This window comes from Marinobacter sp. MBR-105 (assembly GCF_053628895.1).
This window is the reverse complement of the sequence record NZ_JBRJHG010000008.1, coordinates 181,887-207,705: the sequence shown is the minus strand read 5'-3', so window position 1 is coordinate 207,705 and position 25,819 is coordinate 181,887. Positions and strand designations below refer to the sequence as shown.

Annotated in this window: 20 protein-coding genes and 2 pseudogenes; 1 reads left to right on the top strand and 21 read right to left on the bottom strand. The window is 51.4% G+C overall.

Going from position 1 to position 25,819, the window contains the following annotated elements:
* The 20 genes and pseudogenes from ACSSVV_RS11575 to ACSSVV_RS11480 form a co-directional block, all read right to left on the bottom strand.
* Positions 1–551: hypothetical protein (locus ACSSVV_RS11575; RefSeq protein WP_454106292.1), on the bottom strand; the 551-nt coding region annotated here is incomplete at its 3' end.
* A 30-nt stretch (positions 552–581) separates the two neighbouring features.
* Complete coding sequence (locus ACSSVV_RS11570) at positions 582–1,814, bottom strand: hypothetical protein (protein WP_454106291.1); 1,233 nt, start codon at positions 1,812–1,814, stop codon at positions 582–584.
* 3 nt (positions 1,815–1,817) lie between these two features.
* Positions 1,818–2,885, bottom strand: coding sequence for a hypothetical protein (locus tag ACSSVV_RS11565; protein ID WP_454106290.1), 1,068 nt, complete (start codon positions 2,883–2,885; stop codon positions 1,818–1,820).
* On the bottom strand, positions 2,886–5,642 hold the full coding sequence (locus ACSSVV_RS11560; protein WP_454106289.1) for a glycosyltransferase family 2 protein: 2,757 nt from the start codon (positions 5,640–5,642) through the stop codon (positions 2,886–2,888).
* 43 nt (positions 5,643–5,685) lie between these two features.
* Positions 5,686–6,714 (bottom strand): glycosyltransferase family 2 protein, encoded by a 1,029-nt coding sequence (locus tag ACSSVV_RS11555; protein ID WP_454106288.1) that lies wholly within the window; start codon positions 6,712–6,714, stop codon positions 5,686–5,688.
* 65 nt (positions 6,715–6,779) lie between these two features.
* Complete coding sequence (locus ACSSVV_RS11550) at positions 6,780–8,090, bottom strand: hypothetical protein (protein WP_454106287.1); 1,311 nt, start codon at positions 8,088–8,090, stop codon at positions 6,780–6,782.
* A pseudogene (gene pgm, locus ACSSVV_RS11545) lies at positions 8,087–9,676 on the bottom strand (phosphoglucomutase (alpha-D-glucose-1,6-bisphosphate-dependent)); the annotation flags it as partial. The gene ACSSVV_RS11550 and the pseudogene pgm, both read right to left, overlap by 4 nt.
* Before the next feature lie 21 nt (positions 9,677–9,697).
* Positions 9,698–10,561, bottom strand: coding sequence for a glucose-1-phosphate thymidylyltransferase RfbA (gene rfbA / locus ACSSVV_RS11540; protein WP_454106286.1), 864 nt, complete (start codon positions 10,559–10,561; stop codon positions 9,698–9,700).
* A 15-nt stretch (positions 10,562–10,576) separates the two neighbouring features.
* Positions 10,577–11,992 carry a glycosyltransferase gene (locus tag ACSSVV_RS11535; RefSeq protein ID WP_454106285.1) on the bottom strand — a complete coding sequence of 472 codons (1,416 nt, stop codon included), beginning with the start codon at positions 11,990–11,992 and terminating at the stop codon, positions 10,577–10,579.
* Positions 11,989–12,501: a hypothetical protein gene (locus ACSSVV_RS11530; RefSeq protein ID WP_454106284.1), complete on the bottom strand. Its 513-nt coding sequence runs from the start codon at positions 12,499–12,501 to the stop codon at positions 11,989–11,991. Before ACSSVV_RS11530 ends, ACSSVV_RS11535 begins: the two co-directional genes overlap by 4 nt.
* 83 nt (positions 12,502–12,584) lie before the next feature.
* On the bottom strand, positions 12,585–14,063 hold the full coding sequence (locus ACSSVV_RS11525) for a glycosyltransferase family 2 protein (RefSeq protein ID WP_454106283.1): 1,479 nt from the start codon (positions 14,061–14,063) through the stop codon (positions 12,585–12,587).
* 10 nt (positions 14,064–14,073) lie between these two features.
* Positions 14,074–14,715, bottom strand: a complete 642-nt coding sequence (locus ACSSVV_RS11520; RefSeq protein ID WP_454106282.1) for an RES family NAD+ phosphorylase — start codon at positions 14,713–14,715, stop codon at positions 14,074–14,076.
* Positions 14,716–14,760: 45 nt separating this feature from the next.
* The gene (locus ACSSVV_RS11515; RefSeq protein ID WP_396621497.1) at positions 14,761–15,207 is read right to left on the bottom strand and encodes an antitoxin Xre-like helix-turn-helix domain-containing protein; all 447 of its coding nucleotides are present in this window, start codon (positions 15,205–15,207) and stop codon (positions 14,761–14,763) included.
* Between the two features lie 141 nt (positions 15,208–15,348).
* On the bottom strand, positions 15,349–15,699 hold the full coding sequence (locus tag ACSSVV_RS11510; protein WP_454106296.1) for a phospholipase effector Tle1 domain-containing protein: 351 nt from the start codon (positions 15,697–15,699) through the stop codon (positions 15,349–15,351).
* Between the two features lie 67 nt (positions 15,700–15,766).
* On the bottom strand, positions 15,767–16,933 hold the full coding sequence (locus ACSSVV_RS11505; protein WP_454106281.1) for a nucleotide sugar dehydrogenase: 1,167 nt from the start codon (positions 16,931–16,933) through the stop codon (positions 15,767–15,769).
* 36 nt (positions 16,934–16,969) lie between these two features.
* Positions 16,970–17,297, bottom strand: a pseudogene (locus ACSSVV_RS11500) (cupin domain-containing protein); the annotation flags it as partial.
* Positions 17,298–17,490: 193 nt separating this feature from the next.
* The gene (locus ACSSVV_RS11495; protein WP_454106280.1) at positions 17,491–18,117 is read right to left on the bottom strand and encodes a CatB-related O-acetyltransferase; all 627 of its coding nucleotides are present in this window, start codon (positions 18,115–18,117) and stop codon (positions 17,491–17,493) included.
* Positions 18,118–18,266: 149 nt separating this feature from the next.
* Positions 18,267–19,298, bottom strand: a complete 1,032-nt coding sequence (locus ACSSVV_RS11490; protein ID WP_454106279.1) for a hypothetical protein — start codon at positions 19,296–19,298, stop codon at positions 18,267–18,269.
* 101 nt (positions 19,299–19,399) lie between these two features.
* Entirely contained in the window at positions 19,400–21,457 is a 2,058-nt protein-coding gene (locus ACSSVV_RS11485) for a glycosyltransferase (RefSeq protein WP_454106278.1), read from the bottom strand.
* A 48-nt stretch (positions 21,458–21,505) separates the two neighbouring features.
* The gene (locus ACSSVV_RS11480; protein ID WP_454106277.1) at positions 21,506–23,602 is read right to left on the bottom strand and encodes a hypothetical protein; all 2,097 of its coding nucleotides are present in this window, start codon (positions 23,600–23,602) and stop codon (positions 21,506–21,508) included.
* Between ACSSVV_RS11480 and ACSSVV_RS11475 the strand changes: the two genes are divergently transcribed.
* Positions 23,570–24,076 carry a hypothetical protein gene (locus tag ACSSVV_RS11475; RefSeq protein ID WP_454106276.1) on the top strand — a complete coding sequence of 169 codons (507 nt, stop codon included), beginning with the start codon at positions 23,570–23,572 and terminating at the stop codon, positions 24,074–24,076. The genes ACSSVV_RS11480 and ACSSVV_RS11475 overlap by 33 nt on opposite strands.
* Here ACSSVV_RS11475 and ACSSVV_RS11470 read toward each other — a convergent pair.
* Positions 23,986–25,815, bottom strand: a complete 1,830-nt coding sequence (locus ACSSVV_RS11470) for a hypothetical protein (protein WP_454106275.1) — start codon at positions 25,813–25,815, stop codon at positions 23,986–23,988. The genes ACSSVV_RS11475 and ACSSVV_RS11470 overlap by 91 nt on opposite strands.
* Positions 25,816–25,819: the final 4 nt, after the last annotated feature.

The window sequence follows — 25,819 nt, the reverse complement described above, 5'->3', positions numbered from 1 at the left end:
ACCTGGCCGTCGCTAAACTGCATCACCGCCACGTAACCGCCGTCGCTGGTCGGCTCCGCGTGAACGAACTGATAGTTCGGATCTTCCCGGAAATCACTGCCATTCGGGCGCTTCAGCGTCACATCGCCGGCGGACGTTTCCACCGTGTATGCCCCCTCCACCACTTTCAGGGTGGCTGCGCCTTCGGATTCAATCACCGTTTCCACCGGACCCGCACCGGTCAACACGCCGTCACCGTCCAGGTCGATGTTCAGCTCGGCTTCGCGCTCAATATAGGAGCTCAAGGATGCGTTCGGCGTCAGGTCGACCATGTTGCCCGTGGCACTGAACCAGCGCAGGCTCACCTGGCCGTCGCTAAACTGCATCACCGCCACGTAACCGCCGTCGCTGGTCGGCTCCGCGTGAACGAACTGATAGTTCGGATCTTCCCGGAAATCACTGCCATTCGGGCGCTTCAACGTCACATCGTCCGCAGAATTCTCGACGGTATATGCTCCGTCCACCAACTTAAGTGAAACTTCCCCAGCTCGCTCTATATACTCAACTGCCATATCAAAACTCCCTTCCGGCGCAGCACATCATTATTTTTTGAATTTTTGCAAAAGCTCTTCTTTCAAAAGCTTTATCCCCAGCCCATCTGGCTGAAGGCGGGAGGCTTCATCGATTAATTCCAACGCGGCCTCTACCTTGTTAAGTCTCGCCAAAGATCTGGCCAACTCCCTTAATAGCACATGCAAATCAACTTCGTAACGCGCAGCGATAGTTGAAATGTCAATTTTTGAAAAATCATTACCGGAATAGGCCAATAGCCAGCCACTAAATCTGGCATCTCTCAAGCAGCCCGGAACAAGACTAAGCTCCTCCTGGCAAGCTCGTTCATCAACCAAATTCTTCAATTCGCTCTGAGCGATCGCGATTAACTCACCTTCAGTATCAAAGGTTCGCTCCCCAGAAATATCAGGCTCAAAAAAAGGTTGCCCAACCCGTTTCTCAATCCACTCCACCTGACTCCGGTTTTTTCTCAGCATTGATTCCCGTAAAACCTGACCGAAAAGCACTTTGCTTTTCCCGAAACCTGCCAAAAAGTTTAGCAGGTTACTTCGCTCAGACCTGCTGATTCCTGCCCCAGACTCTTTAGCATAACGCTGGAATGCGTATAAAAGAGCTGTTGCTTCTAAAGATAACGACTCGTTGTTTCTAGCTGCCCTGTCCACACCTGCAGTAACTCCGACACGGCTCAGAAAATCTTGAACGACATCCCCCCCCTTAAGGGTACTCGGCGAGTATTTAACTAGGCTGACGTTATCCCGGCCGAACAAGCTATCAATTGGCTCAAACCTTTGCTTATAGGCTGGAAATTTTCTTTCTGCATTAAAGCGAAATTCTCCCCCCTTCACGGACTCTTGAAAGTCACTTTGAGCAAACCCAATCGGAGGACGCACGTAACTAATCACTTCGATTTTATCGAAATGGGGCTCGATCAATTCCTTCATCTTCCGGAGAATCTCAATACTCCCAGGAAGAGATAATACTTCTCCGGAAATCACAAGATCTCGGTCGCTACCAGAAATTTGTTCCTTCAACTCCGCAAGATACTTTTTTCGATAATTCGCAACATCATTCTCTCCCATGCCACGCATTCGCAACAAATGATGACCAGCAGGATCACCAGAAAAAAGCGTATAAAGCGCCACGGAGTGATTTGGCTCGTCTAACTGGAGATAATTAAACTCATCAAAAGTCTGTGATGAAAGAGCCTTTTGAATAGAAGTTGATCCAGTTTTATGCATTCCAACATGGATAAAACACTTCAAACTCTAACTTCCTATATTAAAGGGTGAATTTTTCAGATGGCTTCCCGACAAATTTTCTCTAACCGAGATGGAAGTAATTTTATCAAAAGAAGAGATATCACATTCGAACGCGCAATTGAGTCCAAACTTTTCCTTTAAGTCACTTCGGCTTTTGTCTGCTAAAACACTCTTGAAAAAAGCACCATTCACATAAATATCCAGGCGCACTGGCTCCTGAGAAAATCCAAATCTAGCCCAACCAAAAACCTTCCCCTCGCGAACATCATCCACGCGCGCTTCGAGTTCCTCGATGCTTCTGGCTGCAGGTGCCAAAGCATCTTCATGCCTCGCCAAAGTTTGGGCCTCAGCCTGCCGGTAAAGAATCATGTCAAAGCGGATAAGGGGATAGAGAGCGGAAATGAGCCCTTCATTAGAAACAGAAAGCGGCCCATCGGTGGCTTGACGCACATTATCTCTGGGAGGCTTCTCAGGAGCATTTATAGCTGCAGCTGCGCAGATCCTTCGCAACCCGTTATCGAAAGCTTCAACAAGGCCAAAAGCCCCCATTGCTTCAAGACCTTCAACCGCATGATCAACATCCGACTCACTGACCGCACCTGCATGTCTTTTTCGAAGGTAGCGAACCTGAGGATTGTCTAACAACGCAAACTCAACCGGACTCAGGTTATCAACAAGCTGGCTTACCTCAGTGTCATTTCCAAAATCAACTTGCGATAACTTCGTCGCCAGCTTCTGAATGTACTCAGGATGATCAAGAAAGTCTTGCTCGTGGCCTGGTTCTCTGAGACGGCGAATCCAAGCTAAGTGTGACACCACGTGCGCAACAGGATCCCTCAGAAAAGTAAATACAAAAAACTCACTCAAGTTCAACTTTTCCGAAAAATCAGTGAGCGTTCTATGCCCCGAAATGAAATTTTTACCCTCCGTAAGGGCACCTCTTCTCACAGGGTCATTCCAGTCGGGCTCACTTTCCACATGAACAAGGCAGCGCTCTGCGCCTAAAACGTCCTGAAAAACTGAGTTGACGGATGTTCCGGCGGTCTTTGCAATATGAACAAAAAGGTATTTCATTTAGCGCCCAATTGAGAAATCCTCGCGATCTCTGGTCAGGTTTATTGAGTAATACGGGTCCGCGTCCAACAAGCTCCCCCAACGTGTTCGCATGTACTCAACCTCGCGTTGAAAGCGCTTTAACTTTTCAGGAGAGTCTTCAGCGCCGCGACTAATAGATTCATGATGATACAGCTCGGCAAATGGGGTCCATAGATTTTTGTAACCAGCACTGAATACCTTAAGACAAAAATCTACATCATTGAATGCCACCGTAAGATTCTCTTCATCCAGGCCGCCAACCTCATCAAACACATCCCTGCGAACGAGCAGACAAGCGGCCGTAACTGCAGCTATATTCTGAGGCAGGACCAACCTGTGGAAATAGCCGGTATTTTGAGCGTCGAAATATTTATGAGAGTGACCTGCCACCCCCCCCAACCCAAGAACCACCCCTGCATGCTGGATCTGGCCATTGCCGTAGTAGAGCTTTGCGCCAACACAACCTATTTCCGGCCGAACGGCCTGCCGCACCATTTCAGTGAGCCACTCAGGAGAGATCACCTCGATATCATTATTAATCAGGCCGATAATACTTCCACGGCTTTTTGAAAAGCCATAGTTGTTAATAGCCGAATAATTAAACGGGAAATCATATCTCTCTACTCTAACCCGATTGTCTTCTTTTTGAATCTGCGAGAAAAATTCGAGAGTCTCCGACTCCACGCTTCCATTGTCGAGAATCAGTATCTCAAAATTCCCGTAGGTAGTTTTGTTAAGAATGCTCCGGACAGCAACCTCCACCAAGTCTCGACGATCCCGGGTAGGAATTAGCAGGCTAACCAACGGCTCTGGTTCTGGCAACGGCCACGTCACACGGTAAGTGTTCTCCACCTTCCCCCTTTCAACTCTTGCACCCTTCGGACCATGCACCGACAGGTAATCCCTTAATGCAGTCAAACCGGCTTCGGTCGTATAGCTCTTTTCTGATGCTCCCCGAGCGGTAGAACCCTCAATAGAACGCCAATGGTACAGAACCCTGGGAATGTGAATTATTTCACCATCAGAAACAAAAGGAAGGCACCGTAAAAGTAAGTCCTGGTCTTGGCTACCCTCTAAACCTTTCCTGAACCCTCCCACTCTCTGCACCAGTGAAGCTCGATAAACACCCAAATGGGATACATAATTTTGGGCAAAAAACAGTTCGGGATTCCAACTGCTTTTGAAGTGAGGATCAAAACGAACCCCGGCTTCGTCTATTTTATCTTCATCAGAATACAGTATCTGTGCACCAGGATTCTTATTCAAAGCATCAACAACGAACAGCAAAGCATGCTTAGCTAATTCATCATCATGATCCATCAACACAACAAATTCGCCATCAGCAATCTCAAAAGCACTATTCGAAGCCTCTGAGATATGACCATTATTCTCACGAAAAACCACATTGATGCGAGAATCTTTGGCTGCATATTCTTCCAAAACTTCGCGGACAGCACTATTCGGCGAAGCATCATCGGCAAGGCACAACTGCCAGTTTGTATAGGACTGACTTAATACAGACTCAATACAAGACCTTAACCATTCTGGCTCCGGGTTATAAACTGGCACCAAAACAGACACCAACGGCGTCACATGCATTTCGTCAAGCATGACGTTTACATCTTTGTCTGACGGACATCGCGGCGTTTCAACGGCTTGGATCCACTCCTCATATTCCAAAACACCGGGAGGCTCCGCGAACGACTCCTGATAACGGGAGTGAACAAGCTCCGATAAATCTAAATCTAACTCTACTGCGTCTGCCGCCAGTTTTTCCTTACACGTTGACACCGACAAGCTAGAATACTCCTGGCCCTCGTCACATAGCCTGCGTAGACATTCGTCCAACGCTTCATCCCCGGAAACTGCTGAGAATGAAATACCGTCAAGACGAAAAGGCCCGGGCCTCTCCTGGGGATCAAGACGAACTGCTTCGGCCCCATTAGGCAGATAGACCAACCGGCGGCTAACAGAATTCTTGGGTGTAACCACTGTTAAGCAAGACTCTTCCGAAAACTCACCATCGACCCGAAAATACACCCGAGCCAATTGTCTTCGGGCGGGAAAGTCAAGGTGTATTCGCGCATCGTACCAACCAGGTGAAAGCGCTAACTCAGACTTACCGGCCATGACTTTGAAATACGGATCTAAACCCTCAGACAACCAATGATACTCGCCCTCTAACTGACGTCTCACTTGATTGACTGGCTCAACCATTAAGCCCATTTCGCCATCTTCTAAGCGAAAATAATGCGTTAGCCAGGGGGCATCATCGACTAACCCCGAGGGGACATCCTCACTCCACCTCAGCGTTAGCTCTTCTATCGAAAACTCAACAAGTGCTGTAGCGGGATCAAGCCGCAAACCATCCAAGTCTCCGGGTGAATAAAAAACAAACTGCACCCTCTCCTTTTCGCCAACATCCCGACTTACAACGATATCCTCCTGATACCCGTCGCCCAGGTTCAAGTACAACTGATGATGCGTAGGCTTGTCTGCGCAAAAGTCGTACTCAAGCACCAGCCACCCTTTTCTTTTTAACAAGCCAGGCTCGTCAAGATTCAGGTAAAACTGTGGGTCGCGAGAATGACTGCGCCACATTGACGCAGCCCCCTTCTTCACCGGAGTCAATCCCTGCAGAGCAACAAGTGACGCGGAAGAGTGCGTGACCAATTCATTAATAGAATCTAGATTTGCCCCAATTACTTGAGAAAACAATCTTCTCAGCCGATTCATAGCGCGACACCCGATTCCTTAGACATCAAAATTTTCACCCAAATTACTCTGTTTCGATATTGAGCTTTTCCGACAACGCTTTAACATTTTCTGCAGCAATCTTCCTTGAGTTCTTAAAAAGAACGTCTGACAACTCCTTCAAAACCACTCTTGGAGAGCTTTTTTCGCTGGCAAAAACCTTTATATTGCGCTTCTCTACTTTGAGCGGAACATCATCAATTTTTTTTGATCCCGCTTCACCGGTGGATGGCTTAAAGTCCGCAAAAAGGACTTGACCATCATCACCAATCACCTTTCGCATTTTTGCCGGCTCGGGTGCGGGGGCCTTCCCTTCTACCACGTTAAAATACTGGCCACCCAGGCCTTTATAGGAACCATCCTGAGTTTTTCTTATTCCACTTCTACCCCGATCAATCCTATCAACATTCTGTGCCGCTTTATCCACAAGTCGATCCCCGACTCTTTTAAAATGAAGCAGGGCTAACGGGTGCTCATTTGATGACTTATATCCATAAGTGGTCTTCATATACTCAAACCCAACCCCAGCCGGGTGGCAGCCTACGCTATAAGCCATGTTGAATTCACAGTCAAAGACGATTCTTTTGTCATAGTGAGGGCTCCTGAATCCATACTGATATTGCCCGGCGATACTCCTTGCAGGATCAACTTCATGGTCACCCACCATGTTAAAGCCAGTAATTTGAGGAACAGTAACACCTTTACTTTTGTAATCCTCAAGAATTGACTTAATATCTGGGTGATACAGAATTTCATCCATGTCACACGATATTATCCAGTCAGCAACCTCTTCAGTGTATCTACCCCCCTCCCTACTATACTCTTTATACATCTGGCTCTTGAGGCGAACATACATTCTCTCATCGATCTTTCCATCATCGGTTTTCCATTTGATAATGGAAACCATGGGGAACTTACGTGCAACTTCTACACTTCGGTCTGTAGAATAATTGTCCATAACGAAAATCTTGGAGCAAAACTCTGAATAGTATCTGAGAACACTTTCAATCATTTTCTCTTCGTTAAAACAAAGCAGGTAGCAATGAACCTTCATAGCCTTAAAAATCCTCTAAATACATTTGCCGAATCTGAAAACGTCAAACCCTACCATTTTCTAATTTAGCTTTCCTCACGGCTCGAACGATCCAATTCTCTCTCCAGCAACATTCTCAAGTCGCGAATCCGTGGACCCCTCGGTCTTCGTTTTGCTGCCTCTCGTATTACATTCAAAGCTTCAAACTTAAAACCTTGGTCGGCTAAAAATTCAGCAAACACCTTGAGATAATCTTCGGCTTCAGCCTTAGGAGCCCGAAGAACCCTCAAAAACTCCTCGCCCATTACCTGCGGCGTTTCCGGCTCGCTGTATGGAATACCTATTACATCCGCCAGTTTGTAAATCGCATATGGCACCCGCCGCTGCGTTAGCATTTCCGTAACACGGGCTTGCAAATAACGAGACACCTCGGGAAGCTTTTCTGTCATCGCGCGCCCTAGAGTTAATACTCCGAGCGCATCTGGCACTTCAGGCTCACCAAGCGAATAGGGTGTTTTTAGGAAACCTTTCGGGGGGCTTTGCACAAGCTCTTTCAATAACCTGGCATTTGAATCCTCAAACGCCTGATAAGCGCTTCGTAGCACAGCGGGCTGCACCGGCAATCCACCTGCACGCCTTGGTGTCTCGTTATTTCGCCGATCTGAATAATGCTGGAGAAAGATGTCAACCTGGTGATTTATTGTTCGATCGTCCTGGATCAAAACTGTATTGAGTAACCTCTTAAGCTCAAGCGCTTCAGGCGCGTAACTCGTATTAATCAGTCGCTCAGGAACACGAAAGCCAGACAACGACAATCCCGAAACACCCAACCATTTCAAAAACGCAAATTCCACACGCCCCTTGGGCAAAGATGGCTTGTGATAAGCGAGAACACTCAGATTGTCTCGACCAACGGCCTCAGCCCATTCAAACAGGAGCTCGCCATTTACCCCGCGATTCTGAGACTGTGGCACCTTTTCCAAAACACTTTGGAGGGTTTGAGTGCCAAAGTGCCGCTTAACAGACTGATTGTGGTTGGCAATGACAAACTCAACCGGATGGCGCACAAAAGCTGCGACTGAGAGCTCATGCCCCTCAAACAACAACGGCAATGTTTTAGCTTGTGTGTAAAAACCTTCAGCCGAAAGAAGCAGAACCAAATTTTTCCGCGCTGCGGCTTTTAGCCAGGTATCCAGTTGCGCTCGCGCCTTGTCGAGTTCGCCATCTTCCATGAGCCGGGCCAAACTGCCGTGGCCGCCTGAAATCTGATTTCTGTCGAAGTTGTGCTTCGGGTAATAGTATCCGTGCCGAGCAAGCTGCTTGCGATTTTCGTTCAGAAAATACTGCAGCGCAGAGGAGCCGGTTTTTGGGGTTCCAATGTGTAGAACGACTTTCATGCAGTCAGCCGCACCGCATGTTTTATCATTGCTTGCAGGAATGCCTCACCCACAAAACTCTCCCCATAAACCTTAACCAAATCCTCAGTCCCACTCGGCCTTACCGCAAACCAGCCATTCGCCGTGGTTACCTTCACCCCGCCAATCGCCGCGCCATTGCCGGGGGCTTCGGTAAAGCAGCCGGTTACCGGTTCGCCGGCTATGTCGGTAAAGGGAACATCACTGGCGGTCAAGGCTTTGAGTTTCTGCTTTTGCTCCGGCGTGGCCGGGAAGTCTTTGCGCTGGTACACGGGTGCGCCGTAGGTTTCTGTCAGTGTTTGGTAATACTGGCTGGGCAGTTTACCGGTTTTGGCGAGAATTTCAGCCGCCAGCAGGCACAGAATGATGCCGTCTTTATCGGTACTCCAGGGGGTGCCAGCCATAGTCAGGAAGCTGGCGCCGGCGCTTTCTTCGCCGCCGAAGGCCAGGGTGCCCTGGTGCAGGCCGTCTACAAACCATTTGAAGCCTACGGGTACTTCGTACAACTCCCGCCCCAGGCCTTCTACCACACGGTCAATCATGGAGGACGACACCAGCGTTTTGCCAATCTTCAATTCCGGCTTCCATTGCGGGCGGTTGCGAACCAGGTAATCGATGCACACGGCCAGGTAGTGGTTGGGGTTCATCAGGCCGGCGGCGTCTACTATGCCGTGGCGGTCGGCGTCTGGGTCGTTGCCGAAGGCCAAGTCGAAGCGGTCTTTGATATTCAGCAGGTTCGCCATGGCGGCGGTGCTGGAGCAATCCATGCGGATTTTGCCGTCGTGGTCTGGTGGCATGAAGGCAAATTCCGGGTCCTGGCTGCGGTTGACCACTTCCAGGTTCAGCCCGTATTGAAACGCAATCGCTTCCCACACCGCCAGGGCAGAACCGCCCATGGGGTCTACGCCAATTTTCAGCCCACTGGCCGCAATGGCCGGCATATCTACCACGTCGCCCAGGGCCTGCACATACTGGCCTACGTAATCCCAGCGCTCAGCGTCGTTAATGGCCATACGCCGTGGGGAGGTTTTCACCCCCACCAGGCCGGCAGCCAGTAACTCGTTGGCGCGGTTCTCAATCCAGCCGGTGGCGCCTGTATTAGCAGGGCCGCCGTCTGGGGTGTTGTATTTAATGCCACCGTCTTCCGGCGGGTTGTGCGAGGGCGTAATAATCAGGCCATCCGCCAGCCCTTCTGCCCGGCCCCGGTTGTGTTCAAGAATGGCGTGCGACACCAGCGGCGTAGGCGTAAAACCACCCTCGGCATCAATACGGGTAACCACACCGTTGCCGGCCAGCACTTGCAGCACAGTGTCCATGGCGGGGGCAGACAGCGCGTGGGTGTCTTTACCCACGTACAGCGGGCCGGTAATGCCCTGCCCTGCGCGCCACTCCACCACGGCCTGGGTGATGGCCATAATGTGGTGTTCGTTGAAGCTGTTATTCAGTGCACTGCCCCGGTGGCCAGAGGTACCGAAGCTGACCCGCTCAGCGACAACGTCCGGGTTTGGGCGGCGATCTTTATAAGCTGTCTGGAGTTTGGAGATGGTCATTTTTAGTGTGTTTCGTGGATTTTGTGGCCGAAATGCCTTTTACTTCACCAGGCGTTTCAGGTACTGGCCATAGTGGGTTTTCTTCAGGTCGTCTGCCCGCTGCAGGATGAACTCTTTGCTCACCCAGCCCTGGTTCCAGGCAATCTCTTCCAAACACGCCACTTTCAGCCCCTGGCGGTGTTCGATGGTTTGCACGTACTGGGCGGCTTCCAGCAGGCTATCGTGGGTGCCGGTATCCAGCCAGGCAAAGCCACGGCCCAGGCGCTCTACGTGCAGGTCGCCGCGTTCCAGGTAGGCGTTATTCACGCAGGTGATTTCCAGCTCGCCACGGTCTGATGGCTGCACATTTTTTGCGATTTCAACCACGTCGTTGTCGTAGAAATACAGGCCCGTTACGGCATAGCTGCTCTTGGGCTTTTTCGGCTTTTCTTCGATGGAAATCGCCTTGCCTTCGGCATCAAACTCCACCACGCCGAAGCGCTCCGGGTCTTTCACCAGATACCCAAACACGGTGGCACCGTGAGGCTTCGCGGCGGCGCGCTTGAGTTGGTCGCTGAAGTGCTGGCCATGGAAGATGTTGTCGCCCAGTACCAGACACACAGAATCGTTGCCGATAAAGTCTTCACCAATGATGAACGCTTGGGCCAGGCCGTCCGGGCTTGGTTGAACGGCATAGCTGAACTGCACACCAAACTGCTCACCGTCGCCCAGCAGGCGTTCGTATTGCGGCAGGTCTTCTGGAGTGGAGATAATCAGAATCTCCCGAATACCGGCCAGCATGAGTACCGAGATGGGGTAGTAGATCATCGGCTTGTCGTAGATGGGGAGCAGTTGCTTGGAAACCCCGTGGGTAATGGGGTGCAAGCGGGTACCGGAGCCTCCGGCGAGGATGATGCCTTTCATTACTTCTCCTGAGTTTTAAAGACCTGCTTCTGTCACCTGATTGTACAGATGCCAGTAGTCTTCAGCCATTTGGGCGCAGCTGCGCTGGCCGTTTTCCTGCCAGTTTTTGACTTGTGCCAGGGCCTGCTGCCATTCACCCGGCTGGCTGGCCCGGAAAACGGTGTTCATCATGGCCTCGGCCGTAGCCTCCTCGGCCAGCCACCCTGCTCCGGTGCTCTTCAGCCGCTCGCCCACTGCCCCGGTGTTAAAGCCCATTACCGGCAAACCCGCGGCCCAGAGTTCCGTTAGGGTGTGGCACCAGGTTTCTGGCCATATGGACAACACCGCGCCCAGGTGGGGCTTAATTTCCGCCACATGGGCGAAGAAATCCTTACGTTGGTAGGCGCCGTGCACAATCACATTGGCTGGCATTTTGTCGCCAAACCCCTGCTGCAGAGTACCCAACACATGCCACTCTATATGAGCGAGCTCTGGCCGGTTGGCCAGGTGCTGCAAAATCTCCGCGCCTTTGGAAATGGCGATGTGCCCCGGCACCAACACCCGTACTGATTCACCCGGTACTGGCGCCTGTGCCAGCTGCACCATTTCCGTAAAATCCCGGCCGTGGGGAATCACATCAAAAGGCTTTTCAGCCAGTGCCGGAAACACATCCAGCATAATGTTCTTCACGGCCTGGACCGTCGCCACAAACCCGGAACACAGCGCCAGGGCTCCTGAGAACTGGCCTTGCCAGGCATAGACGGATTCGTGCTTAAGCGGCAACACCTGCGCGTTGGGCCATAACTCCTGGTGGCATTCCCCCCGAGTGGCGGTGCAGCGGCCGCCGCAGAAGTGACGGTTTTCATCCAGCAACTTCACCGATGGACAGGCGGTGTAATAATCGTGGAACGAATACACCACCGGTACGTTGCGTTCATACGCTGCTTCAATCAACCCCAGGCTCTGGTAGGCAGAATGCCGAACGTGCACCAACGATACCCCAAGGGCATCCAGCCACTGGCCAACCACCGTGTCGAATTCGTTATCGCTGTGAGGAAACGGTGCAATGGGCGCGGCTAAAAGATGCTCGGCGATGGTGGCATACACACCATGATAATACAGATACAAACAAAGATTTCGGCCGGTGCACCGAAGCACGAAGCAGTCTACCGGGCCATCATCTCTTGCAGCCAGCGCATTCATCAGGTCTTCATTGGTTTGCGGGGTGCCACCAGATTGCACCGAGAGCGCATAGAGCACCCGTACACCCGCGGCGCCAAGATTTTCCCGCAGCGGCCCGGGCAATCGCTTCTCGGCCAGGCCGTGGTTCAGATAGTGCTGCCATGGGTCCAGACCACTGGCCCGAACGTCCTCGTTTTGCTCCAGATACCATGTAGCATCAAACAGTTGCAGGCGTTGCAGCCGTTCAATCAATGGTTCGGGCTGGCTCATTCACCGTCCACAGGCGGCGCAAAGGCCCGGCCTTCGTCACGGCCAAATCGCAAATAATGCGCCAGCGGGTTGATGCCGGCTTTAGCCACATCAGCATTACTGCGCAGGTAAAACGAGGAATCAAACTCCGGACAAGGTTTGCGGCCTTCGAAAGCGCCAAACAGCGTGTAGTGGGCTGCCGGAGCCTTGGCAAATTTTTCGGATTTGGCAATATCCGGGTAGGTGGCCAGGTACCAATCGGCATCGAACAGATCGCTGCCGGCAACCAGCTCGATATGCTTCTGATTTTTCTCACGCTGCTCGTCGGTCAGCTCCAGTTTCAGCGGCGCCGAGGCCGCCTTCCGAGCTTGCTGCTGCAGGGCTCCTATTTGCTGTTGCAGGGCGTCCACCCCCGCCTGCTCCTTTTCCAGTTGCTCGGTCAGCCGGGCCACCTCTTCAAAACGCTGGGCAAGATCGGCTTTTTTTTGTTCTAGCTGCTCTTTCAACTGATTCAGGTTCTGGTCTGGCACACTTAATTCCTATTCAAAAGACTTGAAGACTTTTTCGCCACGAAATCCACTGAAACCACGAACAAAGATTTTTAGTGGATGCATTACCGCAGTATATCAGCCGGCGCCTTGAACGCACGCCGCTCCGGGCCCCTTGCAAGGTAAAGCTCCCAGGCGCCTTTGGCGCTTTGGTGCCAGGCAAACGCCGCCTTGCGGTACTCGGCCCTTACGCCGGCAAACTGGGTGGCCAGATGGGTCGCGGGCAGCACCGTGAGCGCCGTGGGCACCACTCGGCCGAAGGCCAGGGGAATACCCGGCAGCACTTCGCCTGTGCTTTCGGGGCCGAAGGCGGCGCGTATGCGGTAATAGTATTCGGTGTCTGCCTCTACCCGCACCTCATCCCAGTAGCCCAGGGTTTCAAACACCACGCGGCGAAACATCAACGAGGACGTGTTGCGGTAAATCCACCCCTCTTCCATGCGCCAGCGCGTAAACTGAAGCTCCGGCGTGCAGCGCACCCAATGAGAATTGCAGGCCATCCACTGAGAGTTTTCCTGCAAGGCCCGCCACTGCAGCTCCAGTTTGCGCGGGTGCGACCAGTCGTCGGCATCGTGTACGGTGATAAAATCGCCACGGGCCTCGGCCAGGCCACGGTTACGGGCTGCATAGGCGCCGGCATTGCTCGGTTGGCGAAGTACCCGCACATTCGGGTGCTGGCGCGCGAAGGTTTCTGCCACTGTGGCGGTGTTGTCGGTAGAGGCATCGTCTACCACAAGAATTTCCACTGCCCCGGGGCAAGCAACAACCAAAGACTGATCGACCAGGCTTTTCAGCGCCGTACTCAGCCCTTGCTCCGAGTTGTAGGCCGGGATAATCACCGAAACCAGCGGTGTTTTGGCCGGGGTAACCTGTACCTCTGGCAACGGGCGATCCACCGCAAGATTATCCAGCTGAAGCGCCCCATTTGGGTCGACCAGTTTCGCCGCCTCAAGCCCAACCTGCTGCCACACCCGGTTAATCCAGCCCAGGCGTTGGGCTTGCCAGGCCTGCTTTACCGATGAAGGCGCCCGGGCATAGTGCGTGGCTTTGGCCGCCAACACATTTGCCGTAGCCAGGCTGGCGTCTGCCCATGCGCGTTCTTGCTGCTGCAAGCCACCCAACCGGTGCCAGGCTTTTGCCAGCTGGCCAGAACGAACCAAAACCTCTACCGTCAGCAGTTCCGGGCCGTGATGCGCCGGTAACCTTTGCCCTGCCTGAGCACGCCCTGCCAGCACCCTGGCCGCTTGTGGCCAGTTGTCCTGCCAGGCATGCCAGCGGCCCAGTGCAAAGGCTGCATAAGAAGCTTCCAACGGGTTATCACTGGCGGCCAGTGTCGATAACGCCTGAACACACTCGCGCTCTGGCTGCTCCTTTTGCCACAAAGCCTGATCCCACTCCAGCGACTGCAGCCGACACGGCAGCCGGCCCTCATTGATGCCGTGGTTCAGGTAGTGTTCAAGCGGGTTGAGGCCGGCGCGAGCGATATCGGGGTATTGTTGCAGGTACCAGTGGGGGTCGAACCACTTTGAGGAGGATAAAGCCAAAGTAACACCTTTATAGGGCATGGTATGCGTCTATGTGGGCATACTGCGTAAACTGCTGCCCGTTCCATGCCAAAACGTAATGCCCGGCCTGGGTGACCGGGGTGGTCGCGGGTGGCCTTAGCAGAGCTACAGCCTCTGCCCCCGGAGACCGCACAGAGCTGTATAGGATCCCGTACTCGCCCGCACTAAGGAGCTCTGCAGCCAGTTGTTGGCCCGGTTGGTAATCGGTAGCGCGCCTATATTCCGGTTGCCCCCGTACGTCTACCAACAGCTTGGTGACATGCCCGGTGTAACAGCGCACAACGGCTGAAAAATCATTGCCCACCCCAAAGCCCTGCCACACCTTACCGGTGTGATGCGCCCATTCCCGCAGGGCTGTCTCCAGGCAATCACCGGCGTAATAGGCACCCCGGCTTGCGGTGTTGAACCGGCCCTCTGCCGGGTAGCAGAAAGACGCCATAACCGCACCCCAACCTCCACCGGCGCGGTAATCCTCTTCCAGAACATACCTCGGCCAGTTCACCACCCGATCACTGGTGGCCGATTCCAACTCCCCCAAAATAAGATGATCCGGGCTTTCGAACACATCGATAGGCGGATACTTGCTGTGAATAACCCGATGATGCTTCCACTGCGGTTGAACTCTGTTCATGGAACAATTCCTTTTGCTTCCCCACAAGAGAGCCAGAGGCCTTTCTCAGCCGCGCATGGCATCCAGGTTACGGCGCACATAATACAGAGCGTCCATCGTACCCTGGGCCAGAAGATAGTCCCGAATCGAACGGCCACGCAAGCCCATCAAGTCGATGGGTTTGCAGAACCATTCGTACGCCATGCGCTCATGGCCGGCCGGAGTGATCAGGGTTAAGGCCTTGTGGATACCCAGCAGCAGGCTGATCCGCTCCATGGTATCTCGAGACACCTCTACCTCCTGGCCGGCATTCAGCTTTTGCTGCCAATCGTTCAGGGTGCGCCGCTTCACCCCGCCAAGCAGCTCACCAAGTTCTTCCATGGTGAGAGACCAGGCATCACGACGCTCAAAGAGCCAGCGCAGGCCGGCGCTGCTATGCCGGGCGGTAAGAGTTGGCCCAAGCTGCGTTGGTGGCTGGTGGTCAACCTGATGGTGTGTTTGGTATGCGTGCATGGCTTTGCCTCCTGCATTGCCCTCTGCGGGTGGGTATTTATTGAATGCTCTAATTATAGAGCTCAGCCGGAGTGTGCGCAAACTTGCGCAAGCAACCTGACTTCGAGCAATCTTGCTCGACTTGGCGACAAAACCCGCGCCTTACTCAACCACCTGAATCTCGGCCGTATCGTACACGCCAATAAAGTGAATTCGGCTGATATCGGCCACCGAACGCACCGTATAGGCCCCACGGCTGAACCCAAACAGATACAACGCATCGCCTTCATCGTAGTTATGCACAATGAAGCGGTAGCAATCCATGATGTTCTTATCGATGCCCTTACCGGTAACCCCGCCCGAGAACGTATCGCCCTCAGAGCCGACGCCCCAATCGTAGAACACGACTTGTTGATTACCGGAAGCATCTTCCGGGGCCAACCCCTCTGCCAAACGCAGAATATGGGTGCTGGTAGAAGATTCCGGGGACTGCCAGGTGCCATCGGCACAGATGATGATGTTTTTCCTGGGCTCCTTTCCTTGGAGAGTGTTGTCCTCTAAACCATAGACTGATCAGCTATCAATCACTACCAAACAAATCACGTGTGTAAACCTTCCGGGCAACATCTTCTAATTCAGGGGCCATTCGATTGGCCAGAATCACATCCGCTTCCTCCTTGAAGGCTTCAAAGTCTCTCACCACTCGGGAGTGATAAAACGCCTCGTCTTCCAGTACCGGCTCGTAGACGATAACCTCAACACCTTTAGCCTTGATGCGTTTCATAACCCCCTGCATGGCGCTGGCCCGGAAGTTATCGGAGCCGGTTTTCATAATCAGGCGATACACACCCACCACCTGCGGGTTACGGCGAAGCACCGCATCGGCCACGAAATCCTTGCGGGTGCGGTTGGCATCCACAATGGCCTGAATCAGGTTGTTGGGTACATCGTTGTAGTTCGCCAGCAGTTGTTTGGTGTCTTTCGGCAGACAGTAACCACCGTAACCGAATGAGGGGTTGTTGTAGTGGTTACCGATGCGCGGGTCTAGCCCTACGCCGTCGATAATCTGCTTGGTATCCAGGCCGTGGCTTTCAGCGTAGGTGTCCAGCTCGTTGAAGTAGGCTACGCGCATCGCCAGGTAGGTGTTTGAAAACAACTTAATGGCTTCGGCCTCTGTGCTGTCCACAAACAGAACGGGCACATCTTTTTTAACCGCCCCTTCCTGCAACAGCGCCGCGAACGTCTCAGCACGCTCCGAGCGCTCACCCACGATAATCCTTGAAGGGTATAGGTTGTCGTAAAGCGCCTTACCCTCGCGGAGGAACTCCGGTGAGAACATCAGGTTGTTGGTCCCAAACCGCTCACTGGCCTCCCGGGTAAAGCCAACGGGAACTGTCGACTTGATTACCATCACCGCCTTCGGGTTGATGGCCATGACATCCTGAATCACCGATTCCACCGTGCCGGTATTGAAATAGTTGTTTTCGGGATCGTAATCCGTTGGGGTGGCGATAATCACGAAGTCTGCGTTGGTGTACGCCTGTGCCTTATCCAGTGTTGCCCGGAAATTCAGCTCTTTTTCAGCCAGAAACCGATTAATTTCCGAGTCTTCAACGGGGCTGACTTTGTCGTTCAGTAGCTGGACCTTGTGGGTATCGATATCCAGCGCGACAACTTCATGGTGCTGGGCCAGGAGCATGGCGTTGGAGAGGCCGACGTAGCCGGTGCCGGCGATGGCGATTTTCATGAAACGAGAAGTCCTTTTTTACTAATAGGAGTGAGGTCAGGCGCGACCGTAACGGTCTTCAAAGCGGACAATGTCATCCGCACCAAGATACGTACCGCTTTGCACTTCGATAAGCTCCAGCGGAATCCGGCCCAGATTTTCCAACGCATGAACGCTGCCTACCGGAATGTAGATTGATTGGTTTTCCGTCAGCATCCGGACCTCACCATTAATGGTGACGTTCGCTGTGCCCGATACCACAATCCAGTGCTCGGCACGGTGGTGATGCATTTGAACTGAGAGTTTCTCACGGGGCTTAACAAACAGTAAGGCGGTTCTCTTAGTACCGATCGCCATTATCTACTGAGCTGTATTTGCCCCATGGCCAATGGGGATAGTGCCTTCGAAATCGATACCTGACTTATCTTCTCAATTTCGCCGTCAAACTTCATCCTTCACTTCAGCAAAAAATAGCACTCTTTACAAAAAATCAGACCCAAACGACAATCTGATAAAACACCACTTAAAATTATCGGAATCCCTTCGCTCACCTTATTTCATTGGCCCAAAAACAAAAACTATTCATTTGATAAATCATTAATAGAAACTCCAGAAAAATCAAATTTATGAATTTTATTTTCACTCACATCCCGAGAAAAAACATCAATAAACTCTTCAACATTAGAAATGTCATATTTGAGAATTTGTCTTGGCTCATAGTTCCACCACTTCAATGCCTTAACACTATCTATTAAATCCTCCTTAAATCTAAACTTGATTATTTTCGCAGGGTTACCGCCAACTATACTATAACTTGGGACATCTTTAGTCACGACTGAATAAGCCGCGACAATAGCGCCGTCACCAATTCTAACACCCCTATTCAGAGTGACATTTTGACCTATCCAAACATCATTACCAATAACTGGCATTGGCTTTTCCAATGTTCTAGGATCATATTTTTTAACAGGCTCACCTATAGAGTCAAAATATTTTTCTAAATTTCCAGCATGCCTATCATAGCTTATATTAGAAATTGTCAAAAATTCATATGGATGGCGAGGCCCCGTAATAGTGAGCCCCCAAGAAATAGCGCAGTAACGCCCGATTTTTATACCCGGAACTAAATTAGAGTGACTGTATGAAAACCCGCCCATTGAAGACAACACATCGCCTTTAAAGAATCCAGTGAATTTTTCAATCACTGAATCCTCAGATACAATTATTTTTTCAGGCAAAGGCCGTGGGGCCGATCGCCTCCAATGAAACGATATGTTATTATTTTCGAGCTTCGAAATAACACTATCAGTCAAAAATATACTTTTATTCAAAACGCCTCCGGATATTTTAAAAACTATAGATGATCAACTCTGAAATTAAAAGCTCGCTCAACACGAGAGTTATCATTCTCATCAAAAAAACCTATATATTTCGACTCCATAAACTTGATCAACTTAGAACGAAAGTCAACATCAAAAAAATCAAGATTATTTACATTAACTCTCTCAAAAAATGAAAAATCCAGATATTTCGATGCTTCGGGAATATTAGAACAATAGTTACTTCGCACCCACTCTACCCCAAGCTTCCAGACAAGATAAAGGGCGACCATATCGTCACCAAAACCACTGCCAAAAACATGGCGCCTCATATTTTCATCAGCACAAGATGGCACTCTACCCTTCACAATATCTATAAGCACTTCTTTTCTATATCTTTTTAGTGAACTTTGTGGCGCAAGAGATCGGAGACTTTCGTAAAGTACCTCTTCGCTTAAAGTGTCCACCACTAACTTCGTAGTCAAATATTCGCTTAAACAGGATACTGGATTTATAACAGAAACCCCTGGACCAAAACCAAAATCAGAATAACCAGAAAAGTCACTAAAGCCTTTAAATCGCCACCAAAAAGGGCTCGCTTCCATAATTGTGCCCGTTGCAATCACCAATTGCTCTCCTCTCTTCCGCTTTAGGAGGCTTGGAGCAAGCATAAATCGCCAATCTATACTTTCATTGAATTTGAAAGAACTTTCGCGACGATCTCTAAGATTCCATTTAAAAGTTAACGGGTCAAATTTTTTAAAAAAATCTGCCTCCCTTTTAAAATCACCACCAAAATCATTAGATATTAGATTTGCCTGTCCTAAAACAAAATATGAGGACAAACTATCAAACCCACCAGAAAAGCAAAGATACGGAACATTTTCACCGACTTTATCCAGCTTAAAAAAATGATCATTATCGCACGACTCACAATCTATCTTTGCTTTAAGATATTTTTCGTAGTAATTCAGCGTAACCTTTTCTGGCGTTACACCGACCACCACATAATCTTCAGAGTTCTTTGGCCTAGAAAGAATAGCGACCCTAAAAATCGAATCATCCAATGGAAAACAGTTATTCGGAAAGCTTATTGCATGCTCAAATGACTGACTATCCCAACTATACCTAAAAGTAACAGACCTATCCGATCTAACCACTTGTATTCTCATAATATTACTTTTTTCCAGGTATACTTTCGACATTTATCATCATCTAGATTTTGCGCGACGTACTGCCAAGATTTAATATTTTGCCGATTTAAAGACATATTTACTACCCGAAAATGATTTGTTTTTTGCGCAGCTAAGTTTCTGATCGATGTATTTGATCCATGCAACACACGATTATAACTCATTAAATTCAGGTGTCTAAATTGACCAACCTCGCTTAACTTTAAATAAATATCATAGTCGACAGCGTTTGAAACATCTTCATTAAATCCACCAGTAAGATTCCAAGCACGCGCTGTAAACATTCGAAAATGATGGCATATCATTGAAGATGTAAGTTTTTCTCTAGAATACTCTGGCCAGTTATAGCCTACATTAATCAACTTACCTTCTGGATCGACATTTCTATTTCCGGTGTAGACACAAGCTAGGGTTCTGTCTTTCATAAACTCTTTTAAGCAGTTTTCAACGGCATCAGGTTCCAAGTAGTCATCTGAGTCCAGTTGGCCAATGTAGTAGCCTCGGCAAAGCCTCACCGCGTTGTTGGAAGCTGAGCCAATGCCCCCATTCGGTGTCGACACAAACCTTACCCGTGGGTGATCGCCATAGTTTTCTTTCAATACCCGCAAGGTGTTATCGGTAGAGCCATCGTCACAGATACACACTTCGAGATCGGTCACGGTTTGATTCAGTGCGCTGTCTACACACCGCTTGATAGAGTCTTCGCAGTTATAGGCAGGCACATAGATGGATACCAACGGCACTCTGTGTATACGGGCTTCCTGAATTGACGCCAGCTTGCGATAGAAATAGGGTACTTTTTCCTGAACAATTTTGATCGTTATTGCTTTACCCGCTGCCCTGTCGGTTTCGTTTTCCCGGCCAGGGGGCTCTTGGTGGTATGCCATACCGCCGTGAACAACTTTGAAGAAGCAACCTGCACGGAATAACCGGTACCCGAACTCGTTGTCTTCTCCACCCCAGTGGGTGAACTCTTCATCAAACCAGCCGATTTTTCTCAGCCATTTTCGGGAGAATGCTACGTTACCACCAGAAAAAAACCGGAAAGGAGCATCACAGAGTCGCAGGTCGTCTGTTTTCTTAAAATGCTCAAGGCGCCAATCAACCGAAATATCGCCCTTCTTGGAGTTGCCCAGATCGCTGTTCGTTCTTACCTCCGGCAACCCAGCCACCAGTTTCGGATCGGCTAACACCTGCTCAGGTGTAATATCGTGAGTATCCACGTATTTTCGGGGGCCTATCAGAGCAATGTCATCGCACTTAACCAGTTCTTCCACATAAGACTGCACCCAGTTCACACCCGGCGCCATGTCGCAATCAAGGATGGAGACGAACTCGTATTTGGCGGTTCTTAACCCGAGATTACGCACTGCACACAGTTGGTAACCGTAGTCCTTTTGCCGAACAAACTTGATATCCAGTTTATCTTCATACTTCCGGACAACCTGGGTCAGCTCTTCTTTGCTTCCATCGTCTGCAACGATAACCTCAAAGGGATATTCGGTTTTCTGATGTGTCAGGCAAGCAAGGGTGATATCCAGAATCCGGTGCCTGTTGAAGGTAGGGACAACAATGCTGAGGCCGATTTCTTCGGGTTCGCTTGGTGAGACCAGCGTTGTTTTGGGATGGTAGCGGTAGGTTACGTACCAGTCGTAATCGTTAGGCCCATCCGGGAGGGGGGCAAGTTCCAGCCCCTCTGGCCAGTCTGCTGGAATCGGGTTAACCGGTTTTACGGGCAGTGGCTCAGACTTTTTACTCTGAAGTGCTTGGTAGTGAGCAAGTGCTGCGTCTCTTTCACCGTTAGTGAGTTTTATTTTCTCTGAATTTTCGAGCAGAAGCTGAGTGATTGCATCAGGCTTAACTGGCCTCGATGCGGCACTATCCAAGTGTTTTTGGCAGGTTTTGATGTTAATTTCAACGATATGTCTACCGTACACATGAGACGCTTGTTCGTATAGCTCAAGTGCACTTTCATATTGCTTCTCGCGAAAGGCTTTATTGGCCGCCTTCAACAGATTAAATTCCTTGCCCACTGACTACTCCAGCTTCAATATATTGAGTTTTCGTCTCTGGCTGAATGCCTATCCGATAGCGATGCAAATCGCTCCTTTTTCGAGAGATAACTTGGTTTCGGCGTGATTAATCGATCTTTTTCCAAGCAAATCAATCCATTTGTCCGCCACGCATTTTTCTTCATTTCGATTGTAATCATCAAGAATCACCTCAAAGCTTGCCTTTGGGAGATGATTTAATAACTTAGGAAGCGCGGGAAACCTGGCATTTGGCCCGGTCGCCCCAGGCGGGCCATCAACCAAGACCAAAATATTCGGCTGCCGCTCTTCATAGAGTTCTGCGATCTTTGACAGTGTTTTGTCACAGTCGTAATAGAGGTAGTCACTACCTTGATAGCTGTAGTCCACCAGCGGAGAGTGCACGAGGTCTACAACCTGTTCCAGGCCTGCCTGGCGAAGCATTTCAGCGGTCTGTTGATGGTAATGCTCGTTGTGCTCAAAGGTGAGTACTCGCTTCGGCAGGTCGGTTTCGCTCGGCAAGCTTGTTTCTTCCACCCAGGTTTGTGTTGACTGGGATGTTTTCTCGGTGCCAAGTCGCTTTTGGCCTTTGGCAATGTTCTGCCGCAGCATTTTTTTCATGAGGACCTTGGCAAACAGGACTGTCGAGGTGCCAGAGCCGAACTCGATAACCAGATCGAAGTTCTGAGTTTCCAGCCGCTCCGTGAGGTACAGCGCCAAATCCGGGCTGATTGGCCAGCCGTGGTAGTTAAGTGGCAGCTCTCCGGTACTCAGGTAATTTTGCAGGCCTAGAGTGTCTTCCACCTGTTTGGCGGTGTTGGTCAGCTTTTTGTCAATGTGGTTGGTGAGATTGCTGCCGAGGCTCGCAATTTTCTTTTCCAACTCCTCGAGTTTGGTGTTTGTGGCCTTCTGCTCTTCACGTTTCTCGATTTCGCTGGCTAACGCTTGCTGGGCCTGTTTGAGGGCGTCGGCTTGTTGCCTCAGCTGCTGCTGAAGGTCTTCATTCTGCTTTTTGAGTTCGGCTAGCTCGGTTTGTTGCTGCTCTGCTTGCTGTTTGCGGGCCTGGAACCATTTTTTGTTGTCTTCCAGCGATTTTTCGGTTTGCAGCTGGGTTTGGTGTGCCTCTTCCAGCTGCTGGGTGGCTTTTGTAAGCTCTTGTTCCTTGTTTGCGACTGTCTTCTTCGCCTCTTCCAAGGCGGTGGCGGTTTGCTTGTGGGCCGCTTGCTCTTTGGCCAAGGCATTCTGGCATGGTGGCAGCTGCTCGGCTTTCTGGCGTAGCGTTTCCAGTTCGGTTTTTAGGGCTTGCTCGGTGGCCTGGTGTTGTTCTTTTTCTTTGGAGAGGGCTTGCTCGACCTGCGCTTTAGCTTGTTCGGCTTGCTGTTTAGCGTGTTGTTTAGCCTGCTCTAACTGCTTCAGAGCTTGCTCGGTTTGCTTTTGAGCCTGCTCCCGGACTTCTTCTTCGCTTTTGAGCAGCTGCGCTAGTGTGGTTATTTGTTCCGTTTGCTTTGCCAGTTCGGCTTCACTGGTTTTGAGTTGTTGCTGGTATTTTTCTGCCTGAGCTTTGCAGGCCTGCTGCTCGGTTTGCAGTGCTTGCTGGGCTTGTTTTAAGGCCTGCTCTTTTTCAGCCAGCGTTTGTTGGGCCTGTTTCAGTTGTTTTCTGGCTTGCTGTTCGGCTTGAACTTTGGCGCTGAAGGCGGCTTCTGCATGGGTCAGCCGCTGTTTCAGTTCATCCGCTCTGGCTTTGTGTGCGGCGTTTGCTTTCTGGGCTTCGGCTTTTTGGCTTTCGCTTTGTTGCAGCTGTTCTTTCAGGGTTTCTTTTTCTTTGGCGAAGGCCTGAAGGTTGTCGTCTTTTTCCTGCAGTTGTGCTTCCAGGGTATGGGTGCTTTGTTGCAGTTCGGCGATTTTGTCTTGCAGGGGGTTGCGGGCCAGTTGCCAGGTTGGCCAGTCTGGGTCTTGCTGGTTTTCTTCGGTGATGTTGTAGCCGTTATCTGCCAGTACTTGCAGGGTTTGTTCGGCGGCGGCGCTGCCCTGGTAGTAGGGTTCCGGGTTGGCGGCCAGGTGCAGTTGTTGAAACTGGTTGAGCTGTTCGGCGGTTATCAGCGCTTGGATGATGGCGTGTTCTTCGCCCGGGGTTTGCAGTACCAGCATGGCGGGCTGGCCGTTTTCCGGGCCGTGGTCTGCCAGGAGTTGTTCGGGGCTGAGGGTGGCCACGGTGTGGGTGGCGATGGTTTTCAGGCCCGGAAACAGGGTTTTCAGGCCGGTGAGCGTGTGCAGGCTGCTGGCTTCCGGCAGGTTGTATTCGTGCAGCTGGTTATTGGCCGGGTTGCTGGTGATGGCGGCCTCAACCACCGTTACTCTGGGTTCGCTGCTGGTGTTCTGGCGAAGTTGTTCTGCCAGATTTGGGTTGGGTTCTACCAGAATGATACGTTCGGCTTCGGTGTTCAGCCATTCCGGCAGTTCTGTGGCCTGGCCGGCGCCTATGTGGAGGATGGTGTGCATGGTGGTGGCTTACCTTTTCCGTTGGCCGTTGTTCAGTGTTGTTTGGCCACTGGCTGGGCCTGTGGTGCGGGTAGTGATGCCAGGGCGCCGGGGCGCGGGGCGCGCTGTTCTTTCTGGCCGTAACGGATGTAATGAATAAGCGGGTTGAGGCCGCTATCGGTTACGTCGCGGTAGTAGCTCAGGTACCAGGTGGTGTCGAAGGTTTCGCTGGGGTTGCGGCCTTCGTAGGCGCCGGTTTTCAGGTAGTGTTCGATGGGGTTCAGTTTGGCTTTGGCCACGTCCGGGTATTTTTCTTGATACCAGGTTTCATCAAACAGGCCAGACTTTTCAATTTCAGCTCTTTGCTGTTCCAGTTTTTCCGCCGCGGCTTTTTTGCTCTTCTTACTGTAGCTGGCGGTGGGGTTGGCCAGGCGCCAGCTGCGGCTTTTGGTGACTTTATTAAGTTCGGTGCTGAGTTCGTTGATACGGCGATTGGCCGCTGCCAGGGCCAGGGTGCCATTGCGTTCGGCCTGCTGATGCTTGTGTTCCCAATCGCTTTGGTGCTTTTTGGCGGCGGCGAGCTGGTTTTTCAGCTCGGCCAGGTTGCCATTGAGGGTTCGGTTGGTGCGTTCCAGGTTTTCCATGGCATCGCGTAGTTTGTGCAGGCGGGCTTGCAGCCGCTGGTTTTCGTTTTGGCTGGCGGCGTGTTGTTGAACGGCCTGCTGGTGCTGCTGTGCGGATTGCTGGTGTTGTTGCTGAGCCTGCTGCAACTGGGTTTGCAGGTTGCTGATGGTATTTTGGTGCTCTTTGGCTTGCAGGAATTTGGTTTCAAGTTCTTCCTGTACCAGGTGCAGCTGTTCCAGCAATAGCTGGTTTTCCTCTTCCAGCCCGGCGCGGGTTTGTTGATGCTGCTGCTCTGCGGCTTGGCGGGCTTTTTCCGCCTCTTCGGTTTTGGCGGTTTGGGCTTTGAGTTGCTTTTCCAGCTCGGCGGTGGTTTGGGCCTGGGTTTTGTTGCTGGCTTTCAGGGCTTTTAGCTGGTTTTCCAGGGTGGCTTTTTCGGCTTTGGTTTTGGTGTGCTCAGTTTGTTCTTTTTTCAGGGCCTTTTCGGCATCTGCGCTTTGCTTTTCGGTGGCCTGCTGAGCTTTCAGGGCTGCATCAAGCTTTTTCTGTTGCTCTGCCCGTTGTTTCTCGGTGTCTTTCGCTGCCAAGACGCGTTGTTCGAGTTCTTCTTGCACCAGGTGGAGTTGTTCCAGCAGGAGCAGGCTTTCTTGCCGGGCTTCGTTCAATGCCTGGTTTTCGGTGTTGGCTTCGGTGGTGAGTGCCTGGTATAGCTCGTTCGGGTTGAGCGCTTCGGCCGGAGTGTCTGGGGTTTCCAGCGGCAGGGTGCAGGCTTCCAGCTGGGCCAGCAGTGCGTTTAGCTGCGGGTTTTGCTGGAGGGTGGCGCTGGCCAGTAGTTGGTAGTAGGGGTTGGCAGCCGGTGCGGGTTGTTCCGCTGGGGTTTCTGGCAGTTCGGGCGTTTCTGGCAGTTCCAGGGTTTGTTGCCAGTGCTCTGCCAGGGCCTGGGTGGTGTTTGCCAGGTTTTGTGCGGCGTGCCGGATGTTGATGACTACCGCCCGGCGGCGGTTTGCTTTGAACAGGTTCACCAGTGCCTGGGCGCTTTCGGCCCATTGGTGCAGGGCGCTTTCCGGGGCCTGGCCGTTTGCCATGGCGGTTTCCAGGGTCTGCTGGGGGTGGGTGTAGGCAAGCAGGAGGTGGCCCTCGGGTAGTTCCTGGGTGTTCAGGTGCCCGGTTTCCGGATTGGGGGTTTCACAGCCCAGGGCTCGCAGCAAGGGGGCGAGGGTTTGCCAGTTGCTGTGGGGGGTTGTGCCTAGGGTGGCTTTCATGGGT